The sequence below is a fragment of the Marinomonas aquimarina genome (assembly GCF_900089755.1).
Lineage (GTDB): Bacteria > Pseudomonadota > Gammaproteobacteria > Pseudomonadales > Marinomonadaceae > Marinomonas > Marinomonas aquimarina.
Genome location: NZ_FLOC01000016.1, coordinates 64,684 through 88,808 on the forward strand (window position 1 = coordinate 64,684; position 24,125 = coordinate 88,808).

The 24,125-nt window shown below is 48.6% G+C and carries 22 protein-coding genes; 17 read left to right on the plus strand and 5 right to left on the minus strand.

The annotated features are described in order from the left end of the window. The first annotated feature begins 126 nt into the window (after nt 1-126). Nucleotides 127-915 (plus strand): co-chaperone DjlA, encoded by a 789-nt coding sequence (djlA, locus tag MAQ5080_RS13250; protein ID WP_067211007.1) that lies wholly within the window; start codon nt 127-129, stop codon nt 913-915. Nucleotides 916-949: 34 nt separating this feature from the next. On the opposite strand, the gene MAQ5080_RS13255 is transcribed toward djlA, so the two are convergent. Further along, nucleotides 950-1,918 (minus strand): DUF3530 family protein, encoded by a 969-nt coding sequence (locus tag MAQ5080_RS13255; protein ID WP_067211011.1) that lies wholly within the window; start codon nt 1,916-1,918, stop codon nt 950-952. A gap of 74 nt (nt 1,919-1,992) precedes the next feature. Between MAQ5080_RS13255 and rpe the strand changes: the two genes are divergently transcribed. From rpe to MAQ5080_RS13275, 4 genes are all read left to right on the plus strand, one after another. Then, a complete protein-coding gene (gene rpe, locus MAQ5080_RS13260) occupies nt 1,993-2,664 on the plus strand; it encodes a ribulose-phosphate 3-epimerase (RefSeq protein ID WP_067211014.1) in 672 nt (223 codons plus the stop codon). Further along, on the plus strand, nt 2,664-3,344 hold the full coding sequence (locus MAQ5080_RS13265; protein ID WP_067211017.1) for a phosphoglycolate phosphatase: 681 nt from the start codon (nt 2,664-2,666) through the stop codon (nt 3,342-3,344). The genes rpe and MAQ5080_RS13265 overlap by 1 nt, the downstream gene beginning before the upstream one ends. Nucleotides 3,345-3,467: 123 nt before the next feature. Continuing rightward, on the plus strand, nt 3,468-3,854 hold the full coding sequence (locus MAQ5080_RS13270) for a DUF2946 domain-containing protein (RefSeq protein ID WP_067211020.1): 387 nt from the start codon (nt 3,468-3,470) through the stop codon (nt 3,852-3,854). Between the two features lie 42 nt (nt 3,855-3,896). Next, nucleotides 3,897-5,918, plus strand: a complete 2,022-nt coding sequence (locus MAQ5080_RS13275; RefSeq protein WP_067211022.1) for a TonB-dependent copper receptor — start codon at nt 3,897-3,899, stop codon at nt 5,916-5,918. A gap of 65 nt (nt 5,919-5,983) precedes the next feature. Here the strand turns inward: MAQ5080_RS13275 and MAQ5080_RS13280 are convergent, their stop codons facing one another. From MAQ5080_RS13280 to MAQ5080_RS13290, 3 genes are all read right to left on the minus strand, one after another. Next, on the minus strand, nt 5,984-7,192 hold the full coding sequence (locus MAQ5080_RS13280) for a mechanosensitive ion channel family protein (protein WP_082861106.1): 1,209 nt from the start codon (nt 7,190-7,192) through the stop codon (nt 5,984-5,986). A gap of 33 nt (nt 7,193-7,225) precedes the next feature. Beyond that, the gene (gene mgtE / locus MAQ5080_RS13285) at nt 7,226-8,557 is read right to left on the minus strand and encodes a magnesium transporter (protein WP_067211026.1); all 1,332 of its coding nucleotides are present in this window, start codon (nt 8,555-8,557) and stop codon (nt 7,226-7,228) included. 105 nt (nt 8,558-8,662) lie between these two features. Then, nucleotides 8,663-9,379, minus strand: coding sequence for a GntR family transcriptional regulator (locus tag MAQ5080_RS13290; protein ID WP_067211030.1), 717 nt, complete (start codon nt 9,377-9,379; stop codon nt 8,663-8,665). A gap of 202 nt (nt 9,380-9,581) precedes the next feature. On the opposite strand from MAQ5080_RS13290, the gene MAQ5080_RS13295 reads away from it, so the two are divergent. The 7 genes from MAQ5080_RS13295 (at nt 9,582) to MAQ5080_RS13325 (ending at nt 16,214) form a co-directional block, all read left to right on the plus strand. After that, nucleotides 9,582-10,670 carry an aromatic ring-hydroxylating dioxygenase subunit alpha gene (locus tag MAQ5080_RS13295; RefSeq protein ID WP_067211033.1) on the plus strand — a complete coding sequence of 363 codons (1,089 nt, stop codon included), beginning with the start codon at nt 9,582-9,584 and terminating at the stop codon, nt 10,668-10,670. Between the two features lie 9 nt (nt 10,671-10,679). After that, a complete protein-coding gene (locus MAQ5080_RS13300; RefSeq protein WP_067211037.1) occupies nt 10,680-11,645 on the plus strand; it encodes a PDR/VanB family oxidoreductase in 966 nt (321 codons plus the stop codon). 220 nt (nt 11,646-11,865) lie between these two features. Beyond that, nucleotides 11,866-13,107 carry a hypothetical protein gene (locus MAQ5080_RS13305; protein ID WP_156496582.1) on the plus strand — a complete coding sequence of 414 codons (1,242 nt, stop codon included), beginning with the start codon at nt 11,866-11,868 and terminating at the stop codon, nt 13,105-13,107. Nucleotides 13,108-13,321: 214 nt separating this feature from the next. Then, nucleotides 13,322-13,900 carry an anthranilate synthase component II gene (locus MAQ5080_RS13310; RefSeq protein ID WP_067211044.1) on the plus strand — a complete coding sequence of 193 codons (579 nt, stop codon included), beginning with the start codon at nt 13,322-13,324 and terminating at the stop codon, nt 13,898-13,900. Between the two features lie 10 nt (nt 13,901-13,910). Beyond that, entirely contained in the window at nt 13,911-14,960 is a 1,050-nt protein-coding gene (gene trpD / locus MAQ5080_RS13315; protein WP_067211047.1) for an anthranilate phosphoribosyltransferase, read from the plus strand. A 14-nt stretch (nt 14,961-14,974) separates the two neighbouring features. Continuing rightward, nucleotides 14,975-15,787 (plus strand): indole-3-glycerol phosphate synthase TrpC, encoded by an 813-nt coding sequence (gene trpC / locus MAQ5080_RS13320; protein WP_067211051.1) that lies wholly within the window; start codon nt 14,975-14,977, stop codon nt 15,785-15,787. Nucleotides 15,788-15,806: 19 nt separating this feature from the next. Further along, nucleotides 15,807-16,214: an OsmC family protein gene (locus tag MAQ5080_RS13325; protein ID WP_067211144.1), complete on the plus strand. Its 408-nt coding sequence runs from the start codon at nt 15,807-15,809 to the stop codon at nt 16,212-16,214. 81 nt (nt 16,215-16,295) lie between these two features. On the opposite strand, the gene MAQ5080_RS13330 is transcribed toward MAQ5080_RS13325, so the two are convergent. Next, entirely contained in the window at nt 16,296-17,345 is a 1,050-nt protein-coding gene (locus MAQ5080_RS13330) for a GlxA family transcriptional regulator (RefSeq protein WP_067211054.1), read from the minus strand. A 499-nt stretch (nt 17,346-17,844) separates the two neighbouring features. Between MAQ5080_RS13330 and MAQ5080_RS13335 the strand changes: the two genes are divergently transcribed. The 5 genes from MAQ5080_RS13335 to purU all read left to right on the plus strand — a co-directional run bounded on the left by MAQ5080_RS13335 (nt 17,845) and on the right by purU (nt 24,006). Next, nucleotides 17,845-19,098 carry a sarcosine oxidase subunit beta family protein gene (locus tag MAQ5080_RS13335; protein ID WP_067211057.1) on the plus strand — a complete coding sequence of 418 codons (1,254 nt, stop codon included), beginning with the start codon at nt 17,845-17,847 and terminating at the stop codon, nt 19,096-19,098. Nucleotides 19,099-19,113: 15 nt separating this feature from the next. Next, nucleotides 19,114-19,398 (plus strand): sarcosine oxidase subunit delta, encoded by a 285-nt coding sequence (locus MAQ5080_RS13340; protein WP_067211061.1) that lies wholly within the window; start codon nt 19,114-19,116, stop codon nt 19,396-19,398. Nucleotides 19,399-19,409: 11 nt separating this feature from the next. Continuing rightward, the gene (locus MAQ5080_RS13345; protein ID WP_067211064.1) at nt 19,410-22,427 is read left to right on the plus strand and encodes a sarcosine oxidase subunit alpha; all 3,018 of its coding nucleotides are present in this window, start codon (nt 19,410-19,412) and stop codon (nt 22,425-22,427) included. Next, nucleotides 22,420-23,073: a sarcosine oxidase subunit gamma gene (locus MAQ5080_RS13350; protein ID WP_067211067.1), complete on the plus strand. Its 654-nt coding sequence runs from the start codon at nt 22,420-22,422 to the stop codon at nt 23,071-23,073. The genes MAQ5080_RS13345 and MAQ5080_RS13350 overlap by 8 nt, the downstream gene beginning before the upstream one ends. A gap of 66 nt (nt 23,074-23,139) precedes the next feature. Beyond that, nucleotides 23,140-24,006, plus strand: a complete 867-nt coding sequence (gene purU / locus MAQ5080_RS13355) for a formyltetrahydrofolate deformylase (RefSeq protein ID WP_067211070.1) — start codon at nt 23,140-23,142, stop codon at nt 24,004-24,006. Nucleotides 24,007-24,125: the final 119 nt, after the last annotated feature.

Here is a 24,125-nt window from a genome sequence, read left to right on the forward strand (position 1 = left end):
CGGAGTATACTAAATCTCAATTACGTGCTGGCGCGAACACAGGCGCGGCACATGTCGGTCCATATTGACGACAAATAATAATCTATGCGCCCCCTAGGGGGCTACCGATTCTGGAGAAATATCTTTATGTGGAAATGGGTAGGGGCAATCGTCGGGATGCTGTTCGCAGGCTTCTTCGGCCTGATCGGTGGCTTTTTTATCGGTATGTTGATTGATCGAGCGAAAGGCAACAGCAATGGTTACCGTCGTACTGGCGCGTCTTTGTTCGAACAGCAGCAGGTATTTTTCCAAACCTTATTTCAGCTGATGGGGCGTTTGGCCAAGTCTGATGGTCGCGTATCCCAAGAAGAAATTGAATTGGCGAAAGCGGTCATGCAGCGTTTGCGTTTATCGCCGGAGGCGCAGCGACAAGCGCAGGAGCTGTTTAATCAAGGTAAGTCAGAAAACTTCGATGTTGACGCTGCCCTGAACCGTTTTAACAGCGTGGTAGGTGGTGGCATGATGCGCCGCTCCTTGGTTGAGGTGCTGTTGTTGTCTGCCTACGCTGACGGTTACTTCTCATTGGAAGAAAAAAACTTAATGAGCCAGATCTGTGCCAAGCTGGGCATGTCTCAGGCAGAGTACAATAGCCTGCATGAGCAGGTGAAGCGTCAGGCGCACTTCCATCAAGGTTACCAACAACAGGCTTCGGGCAAATCCTCGCCAGACCTGTTGAAAGCCGCTTACGATGTCTTGGAAGTAGATGAAAGCATGAGCGATGCCGAGATCAAAAAAGCTTACCGTCGCTTGATGAGTCAAAACCACCCCGACAAATTAAGCGCTCAGGGCTTACCGGATGAAATGATTGAGCTGGCCAAAGAGCGCACCCAAGAAATTCAATCGGCTTACGAGCTGATTAAAAAATCCCGCAAATAGCCTCCTGCGAAGATCATCCTGCGCGGCAGGATGATCAATCATTTGGGCTGTCGTAGAACAGTTCCTTATCAAGTTCTGGCAGTTCTTTACGCTGACTTTGCTGGTTAGTGTTCTGCTTCATAAAGCCCCATACTCGCTGTACAAGGCGTTTATTGCCTGATGGGTCATAACGGGCGTCGGGCAGGGCATCGATCTGGGTATAAGCCGCTTGACGATTGGTACGCTTGTTGGCCGCCGCTTGGCGTTGACGGGCAAAGCGAGTGTCGCGCGCGGTGCGGTTAAAGTAATAGTCCAGCACCGGCAAACGCAAACGTTCGATGTTTTGCGCCAAGTCGAATTCCGACACTGGGGCAAAGGTTCGTGGCTCAATCAAGATCAAAGCTTGATTGCTGGTGCCGCGCTCCGCAGCAAAACGTAGCGCATACGCCGCCCCTGTGCGATAGCCCATATACGCGACTTGGCTGTAGCCTTTGTCACGGATTAGCTGCACCGCCGCATCAATGCGGGCAAACACTGTTTCTTCGTTAGGTAGCGCTGGGTTCTCTTCTGGTGCTGCGCCATCGTCTTCGTTCGCGCTGATGCTCACTGGCGTTGCGCGACCACCAATGTCTGGTACTTCCACTGACAGCGTACACCAGCTGTGCACCGGCAGCTGTTCGCGAATAGGGGAGATCACCTGTGGCCAATCTGGGTGGCCATGATCACCATGCAGCATGATTAAACAGCCCTGAGGGTCACCGCTTTCGGATTCTCTAAATAAGCCTAAAAAGTCCGTGCCCTGGGCATTTAAGGTTTCGATTTCATGGCCATAGTTGCCGCTTAATCGGTCAATCAATCCGGCAATGCGCGTCTGCTGTGGGGTTGGCATAACGCGCTCGACATCCGCTTGCACGACGCTTGAGCTAGAGGCAGGCGTATCGGCGGCTGTCGTGTCCTCGTCTTCTGCCCAAGCACTGCTCAGCGACAGCGTCAAAAGCCATGTGGTCAGGGTTAATTTCTTCATTGAATCCAATACTTATGCAACGGGCCTTGTTAGAATATTGCGCAAACAACATTCTGTCACTGCCGGAGACAAATATGAAAGATTTTCTTATTGCACCGTCTATTTTAGCTGCGGACTTTGCTCGTTTAGGCGAAGAAGTCGACAACGTGCTGGCTGCAGGTGCCGACATCGTTCACTTCGATGTTATGGATAACCACTATGTGCCGAACCTAACCATTGGTCCTATGGTGTGTAAGGCGCTGCGTAACCATGGCGTGACAGCCGACATTGATGTGCATTTGATGGTGAAACCGGTGGATCGTTTGATCGGTGACTTTATTGAAGCGGGCGCAAGCTACATTACTTTCCATCCACAGGGCAGTGAACACATCGACCGTTCTTTGCAGATGATTCGTGACGGTGGCTGTAAGTCTGGTCTGGTGTTTAACCCAGCGACACCTCTGGATGACCTGAAATACGTGATGGACAAGGTGGATATGATTCTACTGATGTCGGTGAACCCAGGCTTTGGTGGCCAGAAGTTTATCCCAGCAACGCTGGATAAATTACGTGAAGCGCGTCGTTTGATTGATGAAAGTGGCTACGACATCCGTCTTGAAATAGACGGTGGTGTGAGCGAGAAAAATATCGCGGAATGTGCCGCTGCGGGCGCTGATACCTTCGTGGCAGGCTCTGCTATCTTCGGTAAGCCAGACTACAAAGCTGTGATCGATCAAATGCGTGCTGAGCTGGCTGGCGTGAAGTAATGAGAACTCCGCAACATTTAAAGCGACTGTTTGAAGGTTGGCCTGAGCTGGTTTGTTTTGATCTGGATGGTACGCTGGTAGACAGCGTGCCCTCCATTGCCGCAGCCTTGGATAAAAGTCTGATCACCATGGGCGCTAATCCTGCCGGGGAAGAGCGTGTCCGTGGCTGGGTCGGTTATGGCTCAGCCAAACTGGTACAACAAGCTTTAGAGTGGGCCAGTCTTCCCGATGAGCGTCTTGAAGAAGGCTATAAAACCTTCCTCAAAGCCTACTTTGATAACCTCGCGACAGGTTCGACTTTGTACGCTAACGTGGAGTCCATCCTGAAAGCGTTCAAATACCAAAAAGTCCCAGTGGCGCTGATTACCAATAAGCCAAGCTTGTTTATTAAGCCGCTGTTGGATCATTTTGGTATTTCCACTTACTTTAGCTGGATGCTGGGCGGCGACTCTTTGGAAGATAAAAAACCATCCCCCGTACCCCTGTTACACTGCATGGAAGACATTAAGGCGGCACCGGAGAAATGCCTCATGGTAGGTGATTCGTTAGCTGACTACCGTGCAGCCAAAGCCGCCGGCTTCAAATGTGCCTTAGTGACCTATGGTTACAACCATGGGGTGGATTTAACCGAGCTGGAAGCCGATGTGCTGATCGATGATTTGGCTGAGCTATTGATGTGATCTAGCTGCTAGGTTTATGCGTTAAGTCTAATAAATGGGTGGGTAAGTGTCGTTATCGGCATGACCTGCCCATTTTTTTTGGTTAGAATCCAAGCCGTTTTAACCAGAACGATGATGCTGTAGATGTTGCAAACCTTCCTAACCCAAGCAAACGCGCTGGCACGCATCGGCCTTTTGGCCATGCTGTTGTTGACGTTTGGCCCCTTGGTCGGACAGATTAGCGCTGCATCGCACCAAGCATCGATGGCCGATTGGGTCTGTGGTGATGACATGGCCATGAGCGCTATGCCACATGACCACGGTGCCGATCATGAACATGCTTGGTATGAGCAGTGTGAATACTGTTCTCTCGTTCAACACTTTCCCTTCTTAAGTGTTTACACGCCTGAATTCACGGCCGCCAGTGGCCTTGTGGAAACAGGTCCCGTTGCAGCGGTACGCAGCGCCTTTCGTAATCAGGCCTTGTTTGCCCATGCCCCCAACCGCGCCCCGCCTGCTCTGATCAGTTAACCGTTTATTTTATTTTTCATTAACTGATTTAGAGATGTCATCATGACGCAATTTTTTGATGCTGGACACGCACGTCCAGAGACTACTGTACGCCCTAAATTTATCGCTCGTCGCCCACTGCTGGCGATCGCACCGTTAACCTTAGCCGTGGTGTTTGCTAACCAAGTGCTGGCGCAAGAGGCGCTACAGGCCAATGCCATTGTGGTGAGCGCGCCAGAAATCACAGCGCCAGTGACAACACGTGTCAATTTAGACGAAACCCCTGTGCTGCAATCGGCGACGGACGGTGCCACCGTCTTGGCGCAAATCCCAGGCTTTGCCGCGATTGGCAATGGTGGCACCAATGGTGACCCGACGTTCCGAGGTATGTTCGGTTCGCGCTTGGCGATATTAACCAGTGGCGCGCAAATGGCTGGTGCCTGTCCTAACCGTATGGATAACCCTAGCGCCTACATCAATCCGTACTCTTATGATGAAGTGGAAATTGTCAAAGGGCCGCAAACGGTGCTTTGGGGGCCGGGCGCATCTGCGGCGACCGTGCGTTTTGAACGTGCCCGTGAAGATTTCAGTGACAAGCATTACCGCTTAGATGCCAGCGCTTTGGTGGGCTCTAATGGACGTTTTGATCGTTACCTAAATGGCGCGGTCGGTAACGAGCAGGGCTACTGGCGTTTAGAAGCCAATGCCTCTGAAGCCGATGACTACCAAGATGGCAATGGTGATCTGGTGCCATCCGAGTGGGATAAATGGAACACTTCCACCGCCATTGGCTGGACACCTGATCAAGATACGCTTTTGGAGTTAGAAGTGAGCCGTGCTGATGGTGAGTCCAAGTACGCGGGGCGCACCATGGACGGCACCAAGTTCCTACGTGAAACGGCAGCACTGCGGTTTGAAAAGCAAAACCTGAGTGACAACTGGTCTAAGCTCGAAGCACAGCTTAACTACGGTTACGCCGATCACGTGATGGACAACTTTACTCTGCGTCAACCACCGATGATGCCTATGGCAATGGAGTTAGATCGTCGTACCCGCAGTGGCCGTGTGGCCTCTACATGGGATTGGAGTGATTACTCGATCATTGTCGGTTTAGACGCCAAGGAAGAAGAGCACCGTCGTGGCTTAAATATGGCGATGACCATGCTGGATTACAGCAGTGAACAGGTCGGTGCGTTTTCTGAATTGACTTGGTTTATCAATGACACCCAACAACTGGTATCGGGGATCCGCTTTGACCGAGTCAGTGCCACCGATGAAATGATGAACACTGCCACTGCTGGGCAAGAGCGCTCGGATAACCTAGTGAGTGGTTTTGTGCGCTTGGAAAGCGATCTGACTAGCCTTCCGGCGACCACCTATATTGGCTTAGGTTATGCGCAACGTTTCCCTGATTACTGGGAAATCAAACCAAGCAATGGCAGCTTATCGGGAGCTGTGAATGCCTTTGCCGGTGTACAGCCTGAGAAGACCACGCAAATTGATGCTGGGATTAACTACCAGCATCAAGACCTGAGCTGGTGGCTATCGGGTTACGCTGGCGTGGTGAATGATTACATTCTGTTTGATTATTCTAATGCGACGCAAGTGGGTAATGTGGATGGCTACATTGCTGGTGCTGAAGCGGGGGCGCGTTACCAGTTGAGCGGTAACTGGAGTGCTAATGGCTCGTTGGCGTACGCTTGGGGCGACAATCGTGACAGCGATGAAGCCTTGCCACAGATTGCACCTTTGGAAGCCAAGTTTGGCTTAACTTATGAGCAGCAAGCGTGGACGCTAAACTCTGTATTGCGCATGGTGGCGAAGCAGGACCGCGTGGCCATCGATCAAGGCAATGTGGTGGGCTACGATTTTGCTGAGTCGGCGAGCTTTGCTACCTTGGATCTCAACGGTAAGTACCGAATGAATGACGTGGTGACGCTGCGTGCTGGGGTCGATAACCTATTTAATCGTGCCTACAGTGAGCATCTCAATAAAGCGGGCAGTTCGGCGTTTGATTACCCAGCGGATACGGCGTTTAATGAGCCGGGTCGTACCGTTTGGGCCAGTGTGAACGCGTCTTTCTAAGCGATAAACTAACCAAAAAGGGGCCTCACTGAGGCCCCTTTTTTATGACGAAGGAAACATCATGGTTAGTTTGATTCCGCGTCGCCAACCTGCGAGGTGTCGGCCTGATTTTGATTGCCGTTTTGGCGTGAGTGTCGGGCCGATAGCTTAGGCTTGGCCGCTGCAGCGCTTTGGTCGGCAATAAATTCCTCGCTATCCTGTTGCTCGTTGAACAAATGCAGGGTACGGGTAGGGAAGGCCACTTCTGCGCCATGTTGCTCGATGATCTGCATCGCTTGGAACAACACATCTTGTTTCACTTCATGATATTTGGCCCAGCTCGTGGTGCGCGTGTAGGCGTAAATAAAGAAGTCCAGTGATGACGGACCAAACTGGTTAAAGTTGACCATGTAGATCTGGCTGTTATCGATTTCTGGATGATTGCCGACCATGTCTTTAATATCGTCCAGAATCGTTGCCAACTTACCAAAGTCATTGTAGCGCACGCCCACGCTTTCATTGATACGGCGGTGAGACATACGTGATGGGTTTTCCACCGAGATGGTCGAGAAGGTGGCATTTGGTACATATAGCGGGCGCATATCAAAGGTGCGAATGCGAGTTTGACGCCAGCCAATGTGCTCGACCGTACCTTCAATATTTTTATCTGGCGAACGAATCCAATCGCCCACTTTGAAAGGGCGATCCAGATACACCATTAAACCGCCAAAGAAGTTGGCCAGTAGGTCTTTTGCGGCAAAACCGACCGCGATACCACCGATACCACCAAAGGCCAAGACGCCAGAAATGCTGTAGCCAAGGTTTTGCAGAATCACCAACGCCGCGGTAATAATTACCGCTGCACGCAGTAGCTTGCTGATGGCGCTGGCGGTGGTGTAATCCACTGCTTTGCTGGCACGACCGGATATGAGAGTCGCTTCAATGCCTTTGACGCAGCGTAATAGAAACCAAGCAATGATGGCAATGACACCGATTTCACGCACTTTTGCAATGATGGTAATGAACTCTTCATCGAGCTGTTTCTCAGAGATTTGCGCAGCGATGCTTAAGCCAATTAACCAGATAAACAAACGCAATGGCGGGATGGCTGCCTCAACGATCATATTGTCCCACGGTGTGCGGGTGCGCTGTAGCTTGTCATCAATGCGTAGTAGCAAGCGGCCGACAATGAAGTTTAAGGTAAGCGTGATAAAGACCACGATAAACACCTTAACAATCCAGTGCATCTGGCCTTCACCGATGCCCAAGTATGGCTGAATGGTTTCCCAAGTCATGCTTGAATCCTTTTCTATTTAAAAAGTGACTTTTTACAAAAGTAGCAAGGTACCCAAGCCGAGGAAGGCGATGTAACCGGCGATGTCTGTCACTGTGGTCAGAATCACCGAGCCAGACAAGGCAGGGTCGATTTTTAATTTATCTAATACCACGGGGATTATGACGCCTGAAAGTGCAGCCATTAAGATATTAATAACGATAGCCATCGCAATCGTAAAACCAAGCATTGGGTTTTGGAACCAGAACAGTACCGCAGCACCGATACAGAGCGACCAAACAATGCCGTTCAAGCCGCCCACTTGCAGCTCTTTCTTCAATAATGATCCAAAGTTGGCGCGGGTAATCTGCCCCAAAGCCAAACCACGCACAATCAAGGTTAACGTCTGACTACCGGCGATACCGCCCATAGACGCAACGATTGGCATCAGTACCGCCAACGCCACTACTTGTTCAAGGGTGGCTTCAAATAGACCGATAAACGCCGATGCCATAAAGGCCGTGAGTAAGTTGATGCCGAGCCAGAAGCCACGGGACGCGGCACTGCGTTTCACCGGCGAGAATAAATCCGAATCTTCGTCCAAACCGGTGTTCGACATCTGCACCGATTCTTGTTCTAAGCGTCGTGCTTCGAGCGCGTGGCCGGCGTGGAAACGACCGACCAGCAATTGGTTACTGTCTAACACGGGGAGCGCCGTGACTTCGCTTTTCTCCAGTAAATCGGCGGCTTTGATGACATCCGTCTCGGCATCAATAAAGGGGTAGTCTTCTTCCATCAAGCCAGAAACGTATTCATGGGGCTGGGCTTTGAGCAATTCCTGCAGATTGACACAGCCGACCCAGCGGCCAGTGCGATTGACCAAGTAGATGGTGTCGGAATAGGGCGCGGAGGCACGACGGAATAAACGCATGGCTTCCGATACTCGAATGGTTTGTGCCGCTACGACGAGCTCGTGATCCACCCAGCGGCCGGCTTCGTCGTCTTCGTAAGTGACACCCTGTTGGTAGTATTCGCGCTGCTTGGCATCCATCTTCTTCAGCGCGATCTCGATCATCTGATCGGGAAGGGAGTCAGCGATCTCCAATAGATCTTCCGCATCCACATCCGAAAACAGCTCAGCGATTTCAATGTCATTCAGCTCTTTGAGCAACAGTAAGCGCGACTCACCACGCATCTCCACCAAAATATCGAGACGATTGGTTTGCTTGATACTGTCCCAAACAAAACGACGCTGGGAGACGGGGATAGACTCGAGGGCAAGGGCGACGTCATCCGGCGGCATCGAACTGATGGCTTTGTTGATAGCGTCATTGGAAATATTATCTTGAGTCAGTAGCTCAATCAGTTCTGCAATTGGATTGGACATTGGCTTGCCCCTTATACGACTTTATTAATGCTATCAGTTTGAGCGAATTCATCTTTAGAATCAATGAAGTAAGCATCGATAAAAACGTCACTTTACGGGGCTTTTTCAGTTTCGCGTACGGTCTCGCTCACTGATGACGGTTAACTCATCAGTATTGCGTGGATTGTTGATATAGCCAAGTGTGGCGTTGGCATGTTCGCGCATAATGCCTTCGGCCCGTGAGCCCAAACCATTGATCATGGCATAAAACACATGATGGTGTTGTTGATGGGCAAACTCGAAGCGCTTAGTCTCTTTGCTCATTTGTTTCTTATCAAACGCCAGTGCACTGGATGACGCAAACGGTAAATGCTCATTACGGCTCAAGGCGGCTTGAATGGCCGGATTATGGGCCGCTTCAATGACAATATCGTGAAAGCGCTTGTTCATCTGTTGGTAGCGCTCAAGCTCCGCTTCGTTTAATTCATCCCCCGCTAAGATCTCATCACCGAGGTCGAGTAGGGCTTGCAGTTCGCTTTTGTGGGCATCGCTCAAACCGTTCTCGGCGGCTTGGCGTGCTGCTAGGCCTTCTAATACGCCGCGCACTTCCACCGCGCCTATGATTTCTGCGACAGACACTGAGCGTACTTCATAGCCTCGTCCAGGCAGCTTGGTCAGCAGGCCTTCTTGCTCTAGGGCACGAAAAGCGATGCGCACAGGCGTGCGTGACACCCCCAGTTTTTCTGCGGTGGGGATTTCCGCTAAGCGTGTGCCGGCGGCCAGCTCTTCCTCCAGAATCATCTGACGTAGGGTAGTGACCACATTCGTTTGCGTCTTTTGCATAGTGCTGTGTGACCTTATTTAGGGTGTGATATTGGATCCAATATTATGCGTTAAACCAAAGTATAAGGGAAAAACTAGCCTTTGATTGTTTTAATATCGATTAATTGGATCCACTTATGCGTTTTTTTTATGGGAAATACCCCGTATTTCGGTCTATATTGGATCCATTAAAGAACAAAAATAATACAATTAGGAGAAAATCATGAGCCAGTTAACCTTCCCTAAGAACACTTGGTATGTGGCGGCGATGTCAGAAGAGATCGGCACAGAGAAGCCATTAGGGCGCAAGATCTGTGGCGAAAGCATTGCTTTTTACCGTCCTTCTGCCAATGAAGTCGCCGCGGTGCGTGACTTTTGCCCACACCGTGGTGCTGCCATGTCTTTAGGCTATGTGGAAGATGGTCTATTGGTGTGTGGTTACCATGGATTGAAAATGGGCGCTGATGGCAAAACCAAAGAAATGCCATTACAGCGTGTGCAAGGCTTCCCTTGTATGAAGGCGTTCGCTGTGGAAGAGCGTTACGGCTTTATTTGGGTGTGGCCAGGTGACCAAGATCTAGCCGATCCAAGTCTGATCCCCGTGCAAGAATGGGCAGAAAGCGATGAGTGGGCCTACGGTGGTGGTCTCTACCACATTAATTGTGATTACCGCCTGATGATCGATAACCTGATGGATCTGACCCATGAAACCTATGTCCATGCTTCAAGCATCGGCCAAAAAGAGATCGATGAGTCGCCCGTAGACACCAAGGTAAACGGCGATGAAGTTATTACTAGCCGTACCATGGAAAACATCACCGCACCGCCATTCTGGCAAGCCGCATTAGAAGCCAATGGCCTAGCAAAAGACGCACCAGTGGATCGTTGGCAGCGTTGTCGTTTTACACCGCCGTCTCATGTGATGATTGATGTGGGGGTGGCGCTGGAAGGTAACGGTGGCTTTGAGGCGCCAAAAGAGAAGAAAGCCAGCAGTATCGTGGTGGACTTTATCACCCCTGAAACCGAAGACACCATGTGGTACTTCTGGGGCATGGCGCGTAACTTCAAAGCCGATGATGCCGAGCTAACCGATAAAATCCGTGAAGGCCAGGGCGGCATTTTCCAAGAAGACTTGGAAGTACTGGAGTATCAACAAGCCAATCTAAAAGCCTTCCCAGAATATGACCTATTGAAACTCAATATCGATGCTGGTGGGGTGCAATCTCGCCGTGTGATCGAGCGTCTGATTAAAGCGGAAAGTGCGGCGAAAATTGCGGTAAAAGACGTGCCATTACAAACGATCTCTTTCTAAGGTGGCACTATGATTGAAGTAGCAGTGTTGAACAAAGTTGAAGAAGCGGCGGCGGTGGTACGTCTGGTGCTGGGAAAAGCTAATGATAGCGCTTTGCCGCCGTTTGAAGCGGGCGCACACATTGATATCAAGTTGCCGAGTGGCTTATTGCGTCAGTATTCCTTATGCCGTTTGCAGTCGGATCCACGCTATTACGAAATCGCGGTGTTAAAAGACCCGCAATCCCGTGGTGGTTCAGAGGAAGTACACGATTTAAGCATCGGTGATCTGGTTCAAATTAGCGAGCCTAAGAACCACTTCCCTCTGCGTAGCAAAGAAGCCAAATCCTTGCTGATCGCCGGTGGCATTGGCGTCACGCCTTTGCTGCCGATGGCGCAAACTCTGCAGTGTGCCGGAACGCCGTTTGAGTTTCACTACTGTGGTAAGTCGCCGCGTACCGCCGCCTTTAGTAGTGTCCTGAAACAGGCATCGTTTGCCGACAAAATGCATTTTCATTTTAGTAGCGAACCACAAAGCTCAGGCCGTATGGATATCAACTCAGTGTTAAGTCAGCATGTGGCCGACTCGGATCTTTATGTTTGTGGTCCAGCGGAGTTTATCTCCAGTGTGCTTGAACACGCGGAGGCACTTGGTTGGCCCGAAGAGCGTGTGCACCGTGAGTTCTTTGCCGCGCCTGCCATGGATGTCGATCATGGTGACAACCATGCTTTCCAAATCAAAGTGGCCAGCACTGGCCAAGTATTAGATGTCGCTGCGAATCAGGCGATTACTGATGTGCTAGAAGACAACGCTATCTTTGTGCCTGTGTCCTGTTGTGAAGGGGTTTGCGGTACTTGCTTAACCGACGTGATCAGTGGCGACGTCGAGCATCGCGATGTCTTCTTAAGCAAAAAAGAAAAGGCCGAAGGTAAGCAAATGCTGACTTGCTGCTCCCGTGCTAAGGAAGAAGGCGGCTTGATCGAATTGGATCTTTAAGTACAGCCTCAAAGGATTGTTAAAAAGCGCTGGACCAAGGTTCGGCGCTTTTTGTTTCTACTGCACCGTAGAACTCATTCTTCTTCCTTCTAATATGCTTACTTACACCTAATGATAGAATCGTTCAAGTTCGTCATGCAGTTAAAGTATGGTAAATACTGAGAGTTGCTCAATAAGATTGATTGGCCAAAACAAGGGAGTAGAGATGCAAGAGATGGAGATGACGCTTGAAACTGAGGATCAAAATAAAGTCTTTTTGAATTACTTGGATTCTTATATTGATCCATTTGTAAGGGGGAGCTTTGCAAGTGCTCACTCTGAAAATGGTCATTTCATCAATCGAACAAATCTCACTTTAGATATTGATGGAGAGTTATCGAGAGTAGGATTTGAGGTTGTTTATTCAATTGAAACTGGGTTGATGACTAGTATCAAATTCGACTGTAAAGAAAGGCCAAGTGTTGAAGGTAAGATACAAGCTTTAATTTATCAGGCATATCAAGGGGTTATTTCAAATAAAAAGGAAGTCTTTTACAAACGATATCTATATAGATATGTAGGGGGAAGGCTTAATGGTGCATATTCTAAAGGAAGAACTCTTTTGATTGCTCCGTATTGGCCTGATCAAGACAATGTTACGACAGACATTGAAAGGTTTTTTAGTGTCGATGTCAAAGTGGAAGCAGTAGATCATGAAGATGCAAATGTAAAAGGCAATATTTTGGCAGATAAGCTAGCTGCAAAGTTGTCATTCTGGCTGAACCTAGGAATAGAGGGGTTGAGCATAGAGCACATTTGGGGCGTTAGTCATAAAAGTGGAGCTCCTGAAGGTGTCTTATTCCAGCGCTGTGTTCCTCCTGAGGCACCAAGAATCCCAAAAGAAATGCCTAGTAAGAAAGAGTTCAAAGCAGGAGAGGTCAGTGATTTTCAGGCGCAGGGAATTCATAACATTATGGGAGATGTTTATTTGCCTCGTTGCTGGAAAAATTTGTTATCTGCTTTAGAAAAGAGTGGTGACGAAATTAATCAGGCTTATGACAGCTGTTGCTTCATGTATCAAATGGGGTTGAATGCGGGGCGCTATCATCCAACAGTTCAAGCTTCATATATGGTGGCTGCAATTGAGTCTCTTGCTCTGAGTGAGAAAGAACCTAGCCTCAGGCATTTTTCAAACTTTATGAGATTTTATTGTGATCTGACGGAAAATCATAAGAATGAAAATGAGGTATTGAAGTTTTTGTATGAGGATGTGAGATCAAAGCATTTTCATTCTGGACGATTTACAGCTGGTGAGCATGAATACAGTCGGAATTCACATATCTCATTTCAGAATGTAAAAAGTAGGATGCTGAGAAAAAAACTAGATATAGGGCGTTATCTTGTTCGGATTGCAATTTATAACTGGGGAATGGATTTGATTGGTAAAGTTAATACCCCAACGGAGAGAGGTTCAAGCAAATGATTAGCGGCCTTTTGGGGGATCGATACATTAGTGTTGATATTGGTTGTCAAAAGCATCTCTCATTTCTGTATCGCGACATGAAATGGCGCTCATTATGACAATCATGTAGTATTGTCCGAGCTCAAATTCCCTCCTTTTTATATGCTCCACGCAGTATGCAGGAAACCATTGGGCTGACTGTCCAAAAAGCTTTAAATATCAATGGTTTATTAAAATGGTTTTGATGATAGACAACTACGATTCGTTCACCTATAACTTGGTGCAATACATTCGTGAGTTGGGTTATGACGTTGATGTGCGTCGAAATGACACCTTAACAATTGCAGATATTGAAGCCTTGGCTCCGAGCCATATTGTGATCTCGCCTGGACCTTGCACACCGAATGAAGCGGGTGTGTCTCTAGAAGCGATTCAATATTTTGCCGGTAAGATCCCTGTGTTGGGCATTTGCCTAGGACACCAGAGCATTGCCCAAGTGTTTGGGGGTGATGTGATTCGTGCGAAAACAGTAATGCACGGTAAAACCTCTAAGGTGTACCATAAGGGAATCGGTGTGTTCCGTGATTTGCCAAATCCTTATAACGCCACCCGTTACCATTCTTTGGTGGTGAAACAAGATAGCTTGCCTGAGTGCTTAGAAGTCACTGCGTGGACGCAGGACGAGCAAGGTGAGCTGGATGAAATCATGGGCTTACGTCACACAAGTATGAACATTGAAGGGGTGCAATTTCACCCTGAGTCGATTTTGACAGAGCATGGTCACGCTCTGTTAGACAACTTTTTCAAACATTAGGAGTTGGCTGGTGGATATACAACAAGCAATCGCTGCGGTAGTAAATAAGCAGAACCTAACGAGCGAAGAAATGCGTGATGTGATGAATGGCATCATGACCGGACAAGCTACCCCAGCACAGATCGGTGGTTTTCTGATTGGCTTGCGCATGAAAGGCGAGACGGTAGAAGAAATTACCGCTGCGGCCCAAGTGATGCGTGAATTGTCCACCAAAGTCGATCTTGGTGAGGAAGCACTGGTCGATACCTGTGGTACGGGCGGTGACGGCGGTAATCTATTTAACGTATCGACCGCGTCGGCCTTTGCCGTGGCCGCAGCGGGTGGCCGCGTAGCAAAACACGGTGGTCGTTCGGTATCGTCAAAATCAGGTAGTGCGGATGTATTAGAAAAAGCCGGTGTCTACCTAGGTCTTAGCAGCGAACAGGTGAAGCGTAGCGTACAAGAACTAGGTTTGGGCTTTATGTTCGCACCAAACCACCACTCAGCGATGAAATACGCTGTGGGGCCACGTAAAGAAATGGCCACGCGTACTATCTTTAACCTATTAGGTCCCTTGACGAACCCTGCCGGTGCTAGGCGCCAAGTGATGGGGGTATTTGGCAAGGAGTGGGTGCGCCCAATCGCTGAGGTACTAAAAGCCTTGGGCAGTGAGCACGTTATGGTGGTGCACTCTGCCGATGGTCTAGATGAGATCAGCATTGCTGAGCCGACTTATGTGGCTGAGCTGAAAAATGGTGAAATCACCGAATACGAAATTACGCCGGAGCAATTCGGCATTGCGCGTCAGCCGTTGTCGTTAGTACAAACGGAGGATGCCGAGAGTAGTCTAGAGATGTTGAAGACTGCATTAGAAGGTAAGGGTAAGGAAAACGCGCCGCGTGACATTGTGTCATTGAATGCGGGGGCGGCGATCTACGTGTCTGGCGTAGCGGATTCCTTGGCGGAAGGTGTTGCGATCGCGGAAGATGTGATCTGCGGTGGCTTAGCGAAAATTAAGCTGCAAGAGTTGGCGAGTTTCTCTCGTTGCTACATGCCTGACGCGACTGAAACAGCGAATTAAGACAGAGAGCTATTATGCAAGTCGAGACTCCAACAATTCTAAAGAAAATCGTAGCGCGTAAGTACGAAGAAATTGCTGAGCGCCAAGCGCGTACGCCGTATGCCAACCTTGAGATTGCGGCCGCGGCGGCCAATGCTCACAATCCAACACGTGGTTTTGCACAAGCGTTGCGTCGTAAAATCGGCCAGGGTAAAGCGGGCGTGATTGCCGAAGTGAAAAAGGCGTCGCCAAGCAAAGGTATCTTGCGTGATCCGTTTTCCCCTAAAGACATTGCCATCTCCTACGAGAAGGGCGGTGCGGCGTGTTTGTCTGTGCTAACGGACCAAGACTTTTTCCAAGGCCATGAAGATTACCTAGTCGAAGCGCGCGCGGCGTGTGGTTTGCCGGTGATTCGTAAGGACTTTATTGTCGATCCTTACCAAGTGATGGAAGCGCGCTCGATTGGGGCGGACTGTATTCTACTGATTGCCGCTTGCCTAACGGGGAAAGAATTGCGTGAGCTGGACCAAATGGCCCGTGACCTGTCGATGGATGTGTTGGTCGAAGTGCATAACCGCGCTGAGCTTGAATTGGCGTTGGAATACACCGAAACCGAGCTTTTGGGTATCAATAATCGCGATTTGCACACCTTTGAATTAAGCTTACAGCATACCTTTGAGTTGATGAATGATGTGCCGAAAGACCGTCTAATCGTCACTGAGAGCGGCATTCATACCCGTGATGATGTGGCGGCCATGCGTGAAAACAACATTCATGCTTTCCTTGTTGGCGAAGCCTTTATGAAAGCAGACGATCCGGGCGAGAAGCTGGCGGAATTGTTTAAATAAGATTTGAGAGATGAACCCCATGAAAACAAGTGTTGTTTGGCAGGAAGACGTACATTTCACTGCAGAAACGGGAACGGGCTTTAAAGTCGAAATCGATGGCAACCAGACCGCAGGTCCACGTCCAATGGAGCTGATCCTAGCCGGTTTAGGTGGTTGTACGTCCTACGATGTGGTGAATATCCTGAAGAAGGCACGCCAGGATGTGGTGTCTTGTGTGGCCCATATTGATGCCGATCGTGCCGATTCTGTGCCATCAGTGTTCACTGAGATTCGCGTACATTTTGTCGTGACTGGCCGTAAGATGAAAGAAAGTCATGTGGCGCGTGCGGTGAAATTGTCTGCTGAAGAATACTGCTCTGCGTCCTTGATGCTAGAGCGCGGTGGCGTGAATATTGTGCACAGCTACGAAGTGATTGAAGTCGAGTAAGTCTTCACTTACTGAGTTTAAATGCATTTAAAAGGCCTCATTTGAGGCCTTTTTTGTGTCGTTTTCGCAGAGTTTGAGCGTTTATTGTTGGTTGGAACGCTTGCGGAAATTGCTTGGTGCGACGCCAAAGTAGTCTTTGAAACAGTTACTAAAGTGACTCGAGCTGACAAAACCGCTGGCAATGGCAACTTCGATAATAGGCTTGTTAGTCTGTTGCAGTAAACGACGTGCGTAAGTGATCCTTAGCTCAAGGTAATAGCGCGAAGGACTGGTTTCCAAGTGGTTTTGGAATAAGCGCTCAAGCTGACGACGCGACACGCTGGCGTAGTGCAGCAGCTCTTCCAGCGTTAATGGCTCTTCGATATTGCTGCGCATTAACTCCAGAACCTTTTTCAAGGCTTCGGGGTATTTAGCGTCGTCCGCTGGTTGGGTAAGCGGCGTGACCGTGCTTTCTGATAGCTGATCACAGGTCAGGATCTCTTTCACCGCACGGGCAATACGATTGCCTTGCAAGTGTTCCACGAGCACTAACATCATGGCTAGGGCGCTGACCGGGCCCGAGCAGCTGAGAATCTGACCATCCAATAAGGAGGTCTCTTTGGCAATCACGGTATCTTGAAAGTGCTCGCGCACATAGGGGTGATTGTCAGGGTGTACGGCGATACGAGTATTGTTGGTCAGGCCTGCGTGTGCCAGAGAAATGGCGCCATTCCACAACCCACCCAGGTAGGCATCCTGCTTATGGTGGTTCTTTAAGTACTCGGTTAATTTGGCTTGTTCAGACAGCTGGCAGCGATATCCGCCACAAACGATCAAAACATCGAACGGATGACTGGCGCCTTGTAATTGTTCTTCTATACTTGTGCCCGTTGCGATTTCAATACCCAAATCACTGGTCACAGAAGAACCCGAAATGCTGAGGGTGGCATAGTCGAACAGTTTTTCTGTTTGCACTAGGTTCGCCGTGACTAAGGCATCGACGGCTCCTGTGAAGGCGACCATGGAGAAATGCTTTAGCAATACGAAGCCAATCATGATCGGTTTGTTGTCGCATTCAGGGGACGCGACATGCGCATGATTATGATCTGCGTTCGACGGGCTAAAGTGTTTTTTGTGATTGGTTTGGGTCATTTGTAACTGTGATTCCTGAAAGGGGATTTCGTCAGTAATTGTGCAAGTTTAAAATAAACATGAATCCAAGGTAAGGCTCTCTTGCGTATTTATGGTGAAAATGTTGCTACAGCATAGGAATTTGGCACATTTGGGTGGCTGGAAATGTTGCATTTTTACTGTCGTAAATAACCATCTATGTGACGCATACGAGAATGTGACAAATAGGTGGTTTTCATAGTATTTCTCTCGTAAATTGTTTCTTCGTTAGAGCAGCAATTATTGAGAGACAGTCGCAATGACGTGAACCTTCTTTATCGGCATTTGGGTCGCCTAGATAAAGCAGGCTTCAGACGGATCTAACTCTGTTGTTTCAATCATTGAGATAACCAGAAGAGAAAATCAACGCAGTGAAAGAGCAAGTAAAAGCGCCTCTCGCGCCGACTACCCAGTCTATCGCTAGTATTACCACTTTGTAATGCAGTCCTAATACGGGCTGCCATGATAAGGAGCTGACACAATGCAGCAGTATTCCGGATTTGGCTTGTTAAAGCACAGTCTAAGCCATCATGAAAATTGGCAACGGGTTTGGCGCAACCCGACACCGAAGAAAAAATACGATGTCATCATCGTTGGTGGTGGTGGTCACGGTTTGGCCACAGCTTACTACTTAGCTAAAGAGCACAACATCACTAACGTTGCTGTGATCGAGAAAGGCTACCTAGGTGGTGGTAACACGGCACGTAACACGACTATCGTTCGTTCTAACTACCTTTGGGACGAAGCGGCGCACCTATACGAGCACGCTATGAAATTGTGGGAAGGTCTATCTCAAGATCTTAACTACAACGTAATGTTCTCTCAGCGCGGCTGTCTAAACTTGGGTCACACACTGCAAGACATGCGTGACATCGAGCGTCGTGTAAACGCGAACCGTCTAAACGGTATCGACGGTGAAGTACTTGATGCGAAACAAGTTAACGAAATCGTGCCGATCCTAGATTGCTCTGACAATGCTCGTTACCCAGTAATGGGTGCTTCTTGGCAGCCACGTGCGGGTGTAGCTCGTCACGATGCGGTTGCATGGGGCTTTGCTCGTGGCGCAGACATGCGCGGCGTTGATTTGATCCAACAAACTGAAGTAACTGACTTCATCATTGAAGACGGTACTGTTGTTGGTGTTAAAACTGACCGTTACGGCGACATCAAAGCTGATCGCGTAGGTTGTGTGGTTGCTGGTCACTCTAGTGTGATGGCGGCGAAAGCTGGTTTCGAACTACCGCTTGAGTCTCACCCACTACAAGCGTTGGTATCTGAGCCAATCAAACCAATCCTAGACACAGTTGTAATGTCTAACCACGTACACGGTTACGCATCTCAATCTGACAAAGGTGACTTGGTAATCGGTGCAGGTATCGATAGCTACACTGGTTACGGCCAGCGTGGTTCTTACCCAACAATCGAGCACACAGTGCAAGCGATCGTTGAAATGTTCCCGATCTTCAGTCGTGTTCGTATGAACCGTCAATGGGGTGGTATCGTTGATACATGTCCAGATGCATGTCCGATTATCTCTAAGACGCCTGTTAAGAACCTATTCTTCAACTGTGGTTGGGGTACGGGTGGCTTTAAGGCGACTCCTGGTTCAGGTAACGTCTTCGCTGCTTCTTTGGCGAAAGGTGAAATGCATGAGATTGCTGAGCCATTCTCTATGTTCCGATTCCACAACGGCGCGCTTATCGATGAGCACGGCGCAGCTGGTGTAGCACACTAACGGGAGATTTAATTCATGTTTTATATTTATTGCCCTTACTGTGGTGAACACCGCGAAGAAGAAGAGTTCCACAACCATGGCCAAGCTCACATTGAGCGCCCATTAGACCCAGATTCTTGCACAGATGAAGAATGGGGTAACTACATGTTCTTCCGTAAGAACCCTAAAGGTCTTCACCATGAGATCTGGGTACACGCGGTAGGCTGCCGTAAGTTCTTCAACGTTACTCGCGACACAGTAACGTATGAAATTAAAGAAGTTTACAAAATGGGTGAGCAACCAAAAGTGGTTGCGAAGTAAGGGAGCGGATCATGTCTCAAAAAAATCGTCTACAAAGCGGTGGCCGAATTGACCGTTCTAAGCCACTTACTTTTACCTACAATGGTAAGCAATACGAAGGTTTCGCTGGTGATACACTAGCGTCTGCACTTCTTGCAAACGGTGTTGACCTTGTTGGTCGTAGTTTTAAATACAGCCGTCCACGCGGTATCGTTGCAGCAGGCGCGGAAGAGCCAAACGCAATCATGCAGCTTGGTGCGACTGAAGCGACACAAGTACCTAACGTACGTGCAACACAACAAGAGCTTTTCTCTGGTCTAGTATCTGGTTCAACTAACGGTTGGCCAAACGTAGACATGGATATCATGGGTCTTGTTGGTAAGCTTGGTGGCAAGATGATGCCTCCTGGTTTCTACTACAAAACCTTCATGTACCCACAATCTATGTGGGAAACATACGAGAAAGTTATTCGTCAAGCGGCGGGTCTAGGTCGTTCTCCAAAAGAATACGACGTAGATATCTACGACAAGATGAACCAACACTGTGACCTAATGGTTGTTGGTGCAGGTCCTGCTGGTTTGATGGCTGCATTGACTGCAGCTCGTGGCGGCGCTCGCGTAATCATCGCGGACGAGCAAAACGAATTCGGTGGCAACCTACTGTCTAGCAAAGAAACTGTTGACGGCAAAGCCGCTGCAGCTTGGGTTGCTAGCGTAACTAAAGAACTAGAAGCGAACGAAAACGTTATCGTTCTGCCTCGTTCTACAGTGAACGGATACCACGATCACAACTTCCTAACAATCCATCAGCGTATGACTGAGCACCTTGCTGATCGTGCTCCAAATGGTCAAATTCGCGCTCGCTACCACCGTGTACGTGCGAAATGGGTTGTGCTAGCGACGGGTGCGCACGAGCGTCCACTTGTATTCGCTAACAACGACGTTCCAGGCGTAATGCTTGCAGGTGCGGTATCTACTTACATCAACCGTTACGGTGTTGTTCCAGGTAACGAACTTGTTCTTATGACGACGAACGACAACGCTTACCGTACTGCGCTTGACTGGCACGATGCTGGTCGTAAAGTACAAGCAATCGTTGATACACGTAAGAACCCAACTGGTGCACTAGTTGAAGCAGCGCGCGAGCGTGGCATCACAGTGATGGCTGGTTCTGCGGTAATCGACGTTCAAGGTAGCAAGCGTGTTTCTGGTGTATCTGTTGCATCTATCAGCGAAGACGGTTCTAAAGTAACTGGTTCTGTTAAGAAACTAAGTGCTGACACTGTTGCTTCTTCTGGTGGCTGGAGCCCAGTTGTTCACCTATCTTGTCACACAGGTTCACGTCCACAGTGGAACGACGAAATCATTGGTTTCGTACCTGGTAAGACAGTACAGAAACAACTTATCGCTGGTGCCGTGTCTGGTAACTTCACAACGTCTGGTGCTCTAGAACAAGGTCACCAAGCTGGTGCTGAAGCCCTAGAAAAACTAGGTCTTAAAGCCGCTGACGTTGCAGTACCTGCCGCTGCGGAAGTGAAAGAATCTAAGCCAATGGCTTTGTTCCACATTCCACACACTAAACCAACGTCTCAAGCGCCTAAGCAATTCGTTGACTACCAGAACGACGTAACTGCGTCTGGTATCGAGCTTGCTTGTCGTGAAGGTTTTGAGTCGATCGAACACGTTAAACGTTACACTGCAATGGGCTTTGGTACTGACCAAGGTAAATTGGGTAACATCAACGGTATGGCGATCGCTGCGAAATTCTTGAACCAGTCAATCCCAGAAACTGGTACAACAATCTTCCGTCCAAACTACACGCCGATCACTTTCGGTGCGATTGCGGGCCGTGATTGTAAAGAACTATTCGATCCAGAGCGTTACAGTGCAATGCACAAGTGGCACCTAGAGAACGGCGCTAAGTTTGAGGATGTAGGCCAATGGAAACGTCCTTGGTACTTCCCGAAAGCTGGCGAGTCTATGCAAGAAGCATTGAACCGTGAATGTCTAGCGACTCGTGAGTCTATCGGTATCCTTGATGCTTCGACACTTGGTAAGATCGATATCCAAGGTAAAGATGCGCGTGAATTCCTAGGCCGCGTATACGCTAACGCTTGGGCGAAACTACCTGTAGGTCGCTGTCGTTACGGTCTAATGCTGAAAGAAGACGGCATGGTATTCGATGATGGTGTTACATCTTGTCTTGGTGAAAACCACTTCTTGATGACAACAACATCTGGCGGTGCTGCGACGGTTCTTAACTGGTTGGAGTTCTACCATCAAACAGAATGGCCAGAACTAGAAGTATACTTCACTTCTGTAACTGACCACTGGGCGACTATGACTATCTCTGGTCCAAACAGTCGTAAGCTGCTTGAAGAGTTGACTGATGATGATGTATCAAAAGAAAACTTCAAGTTCATGGATTGGAAACCAGCGACTGTTGCAGGCGTTCCTGCTCGTGTATTCCGTATCTCGTTCACTGGTGAGTTGTCTTTCGAGATCAACGTACAAGCGAACTACGGTCTGCATGTTTGGGAAAAACTATTCGAACATGGCGCGAAGTACAACCTAACTCCATACGGTACTGAAACAATGCACATCCTACGTGCTGAGAAAGGTTTCATTATCGCGGGTCAGGATACTGACGGCTCTGTTCACCCATACGACTTAGGTATGGGTTGGGCTGTGTCTATGAACAAACCATTCAGCTTCATCGGTAAGCGTGGTATGCAGCGTGAAGACTGTGTACGTGCTGATCGTAAGCAAATGGTTGGTATCAAGACAATTGATCCAAACATTGTATTGCCTGAAGGTGCACAAGGCGTATTTGATCCGACTGCATCAATCCCAATGCCAATGGTTGGTCACGTAACTTCTAGTTACTGGTCAGCGAACTTAGGTCGCTCTGTTGCTCTAGCCTTCGTTAAAGGTGGTCTAGACAAGATGGGTGAAAAAGTTTACTACCCACTTGTAGATGGCCGTATGGTTGAAGCAGAAATCTGCAGCCCAATTTTCCTAGATCCAAAAGGGGAACGTCAAAATGTCTGATGTTAAAAACGAAACAGCAACTGTATCAATCATGAACCAGTTGGCTGATGCTTCAATTCAAGCCCAGTCACCACTGTTCCACGCTGACCTAGCTACAGTTGCTAAAAGCGGCCCAAAAACAGGCGGTGTAACGTTTAAAGAAGAAGCTTTGTTAGGTCACCTAACGCTTCGTCTTAACGCAGAAAATCCTGACCAGATGAAAGCTGCAGAGAAAGTGTTGGGTGTGGCTGTACCAACTCAACCACTGACTTCTGTTACCAAAGGTGATGTGGTTGTTCGTTGGATTGCTCCTGACGAATGGTTGATCACAGTACCTGGCTTGAAAGCTTTCGAATACGAAGCTGCGTTCCAGAAAGAAATGAAAGGTCATTTCCAAGTGGTTAACGTAAGTGGCGGTCAAACGATCGTTAAGCTATCTGGTAAGAACGCTAAAGATGTGATCAAGAAGTCTTCTCCGGCTGATGTTCACGATAGCCAGTTCCCAGTAGGCAAAGTGGTTAACACTCCTTTCGCTAAGAGCGCAGTGATCCTTCGCCGCACTGGCGAAAATGAGTTTGAATTGGTGATTCGCCGTAGTTTCTCAGACTACCTATGGCTATGGATTCAAGACGCTAGCCGTGAATACGGCTTGGTTGTTGAAGCCTAAGTAATCCCCCCCATATAAGCCGACCTGTGAAAGCAGGTCGGCTTTTCTTTCCAGAGAGAACTTCCTATGAAAGCAACTACAAAACCATGGATTTTCACAGCTAACTGCCCAAGTGTTATTGGTACTGTTGACGTGGTAACACGTTACATGGCAGAAGCGGGCAACTATGTTGAAGAAATTCATTCTTTTGACGACCGCGAAGCGAATCGTTTTTTCATCCGTGTTGAGTTTTACCCTCAATCTGCAGACTTCACTGCGGAAGAGTTCACGGCTGAATTCATGTCACGTGCTAAGCAATTTGAGATGGAATGGGAACTAACTCCACCAAATCATCGCCCTCGTGTTGCAATCATGGTATCAAAGTACGATCACTGTCTAAACGATCTGCTTTACCGCTACCGTACAGGTCAGCTGAATATTGAAGTACCGGTTATTATTTCTAACCACCCAGATTTAGAGTCATTGGCACAGTGGCACAACATCCCTTACTACCACTTGCCGATCACTGCAGAAACAAAGCAGGAACAAGAAGCGAAAGTTCGTGAGCTGATCGAACAATACGACGCTGAACTTGTGGTCCTAGCACGTTACATGCAGGTGCTTTCTTCAGAAATGTGTCAGTACCTAGATGGTCGTGCGATCAACATCCACCACTCATTGCTTCCTGGTTTTAAAGGCGCACGTCCTTACCACCAAGCATGGGAAAAAGGTGTGAAAATGGTGGGTGCAACGGCTCACTATGTCAACGATGACCTAGATGAAGGCCCAATCATTGCCCAAGGTATCCAGACAGTGGATCATGCACATTATCCTGAGGATTTGGTCGCAAAAGGGCAAGATATTGAACGTGTTACATTGTTTAATGCGATCAAGTGTCATGTTGAAAAACGCGTATTTTTAAATGGTAAGCGTACGGTTGTGTTTGGTCGTTAAGACCCATCCCCTTCCTTAATCTGCTGTTCTTTTTCTCCATTTAACCATGTCGTACATAGCTAAGGCAGGATCAAGAAAAATCTTGATCTTGCCTTAACATGGCTATTCTTATAATAATA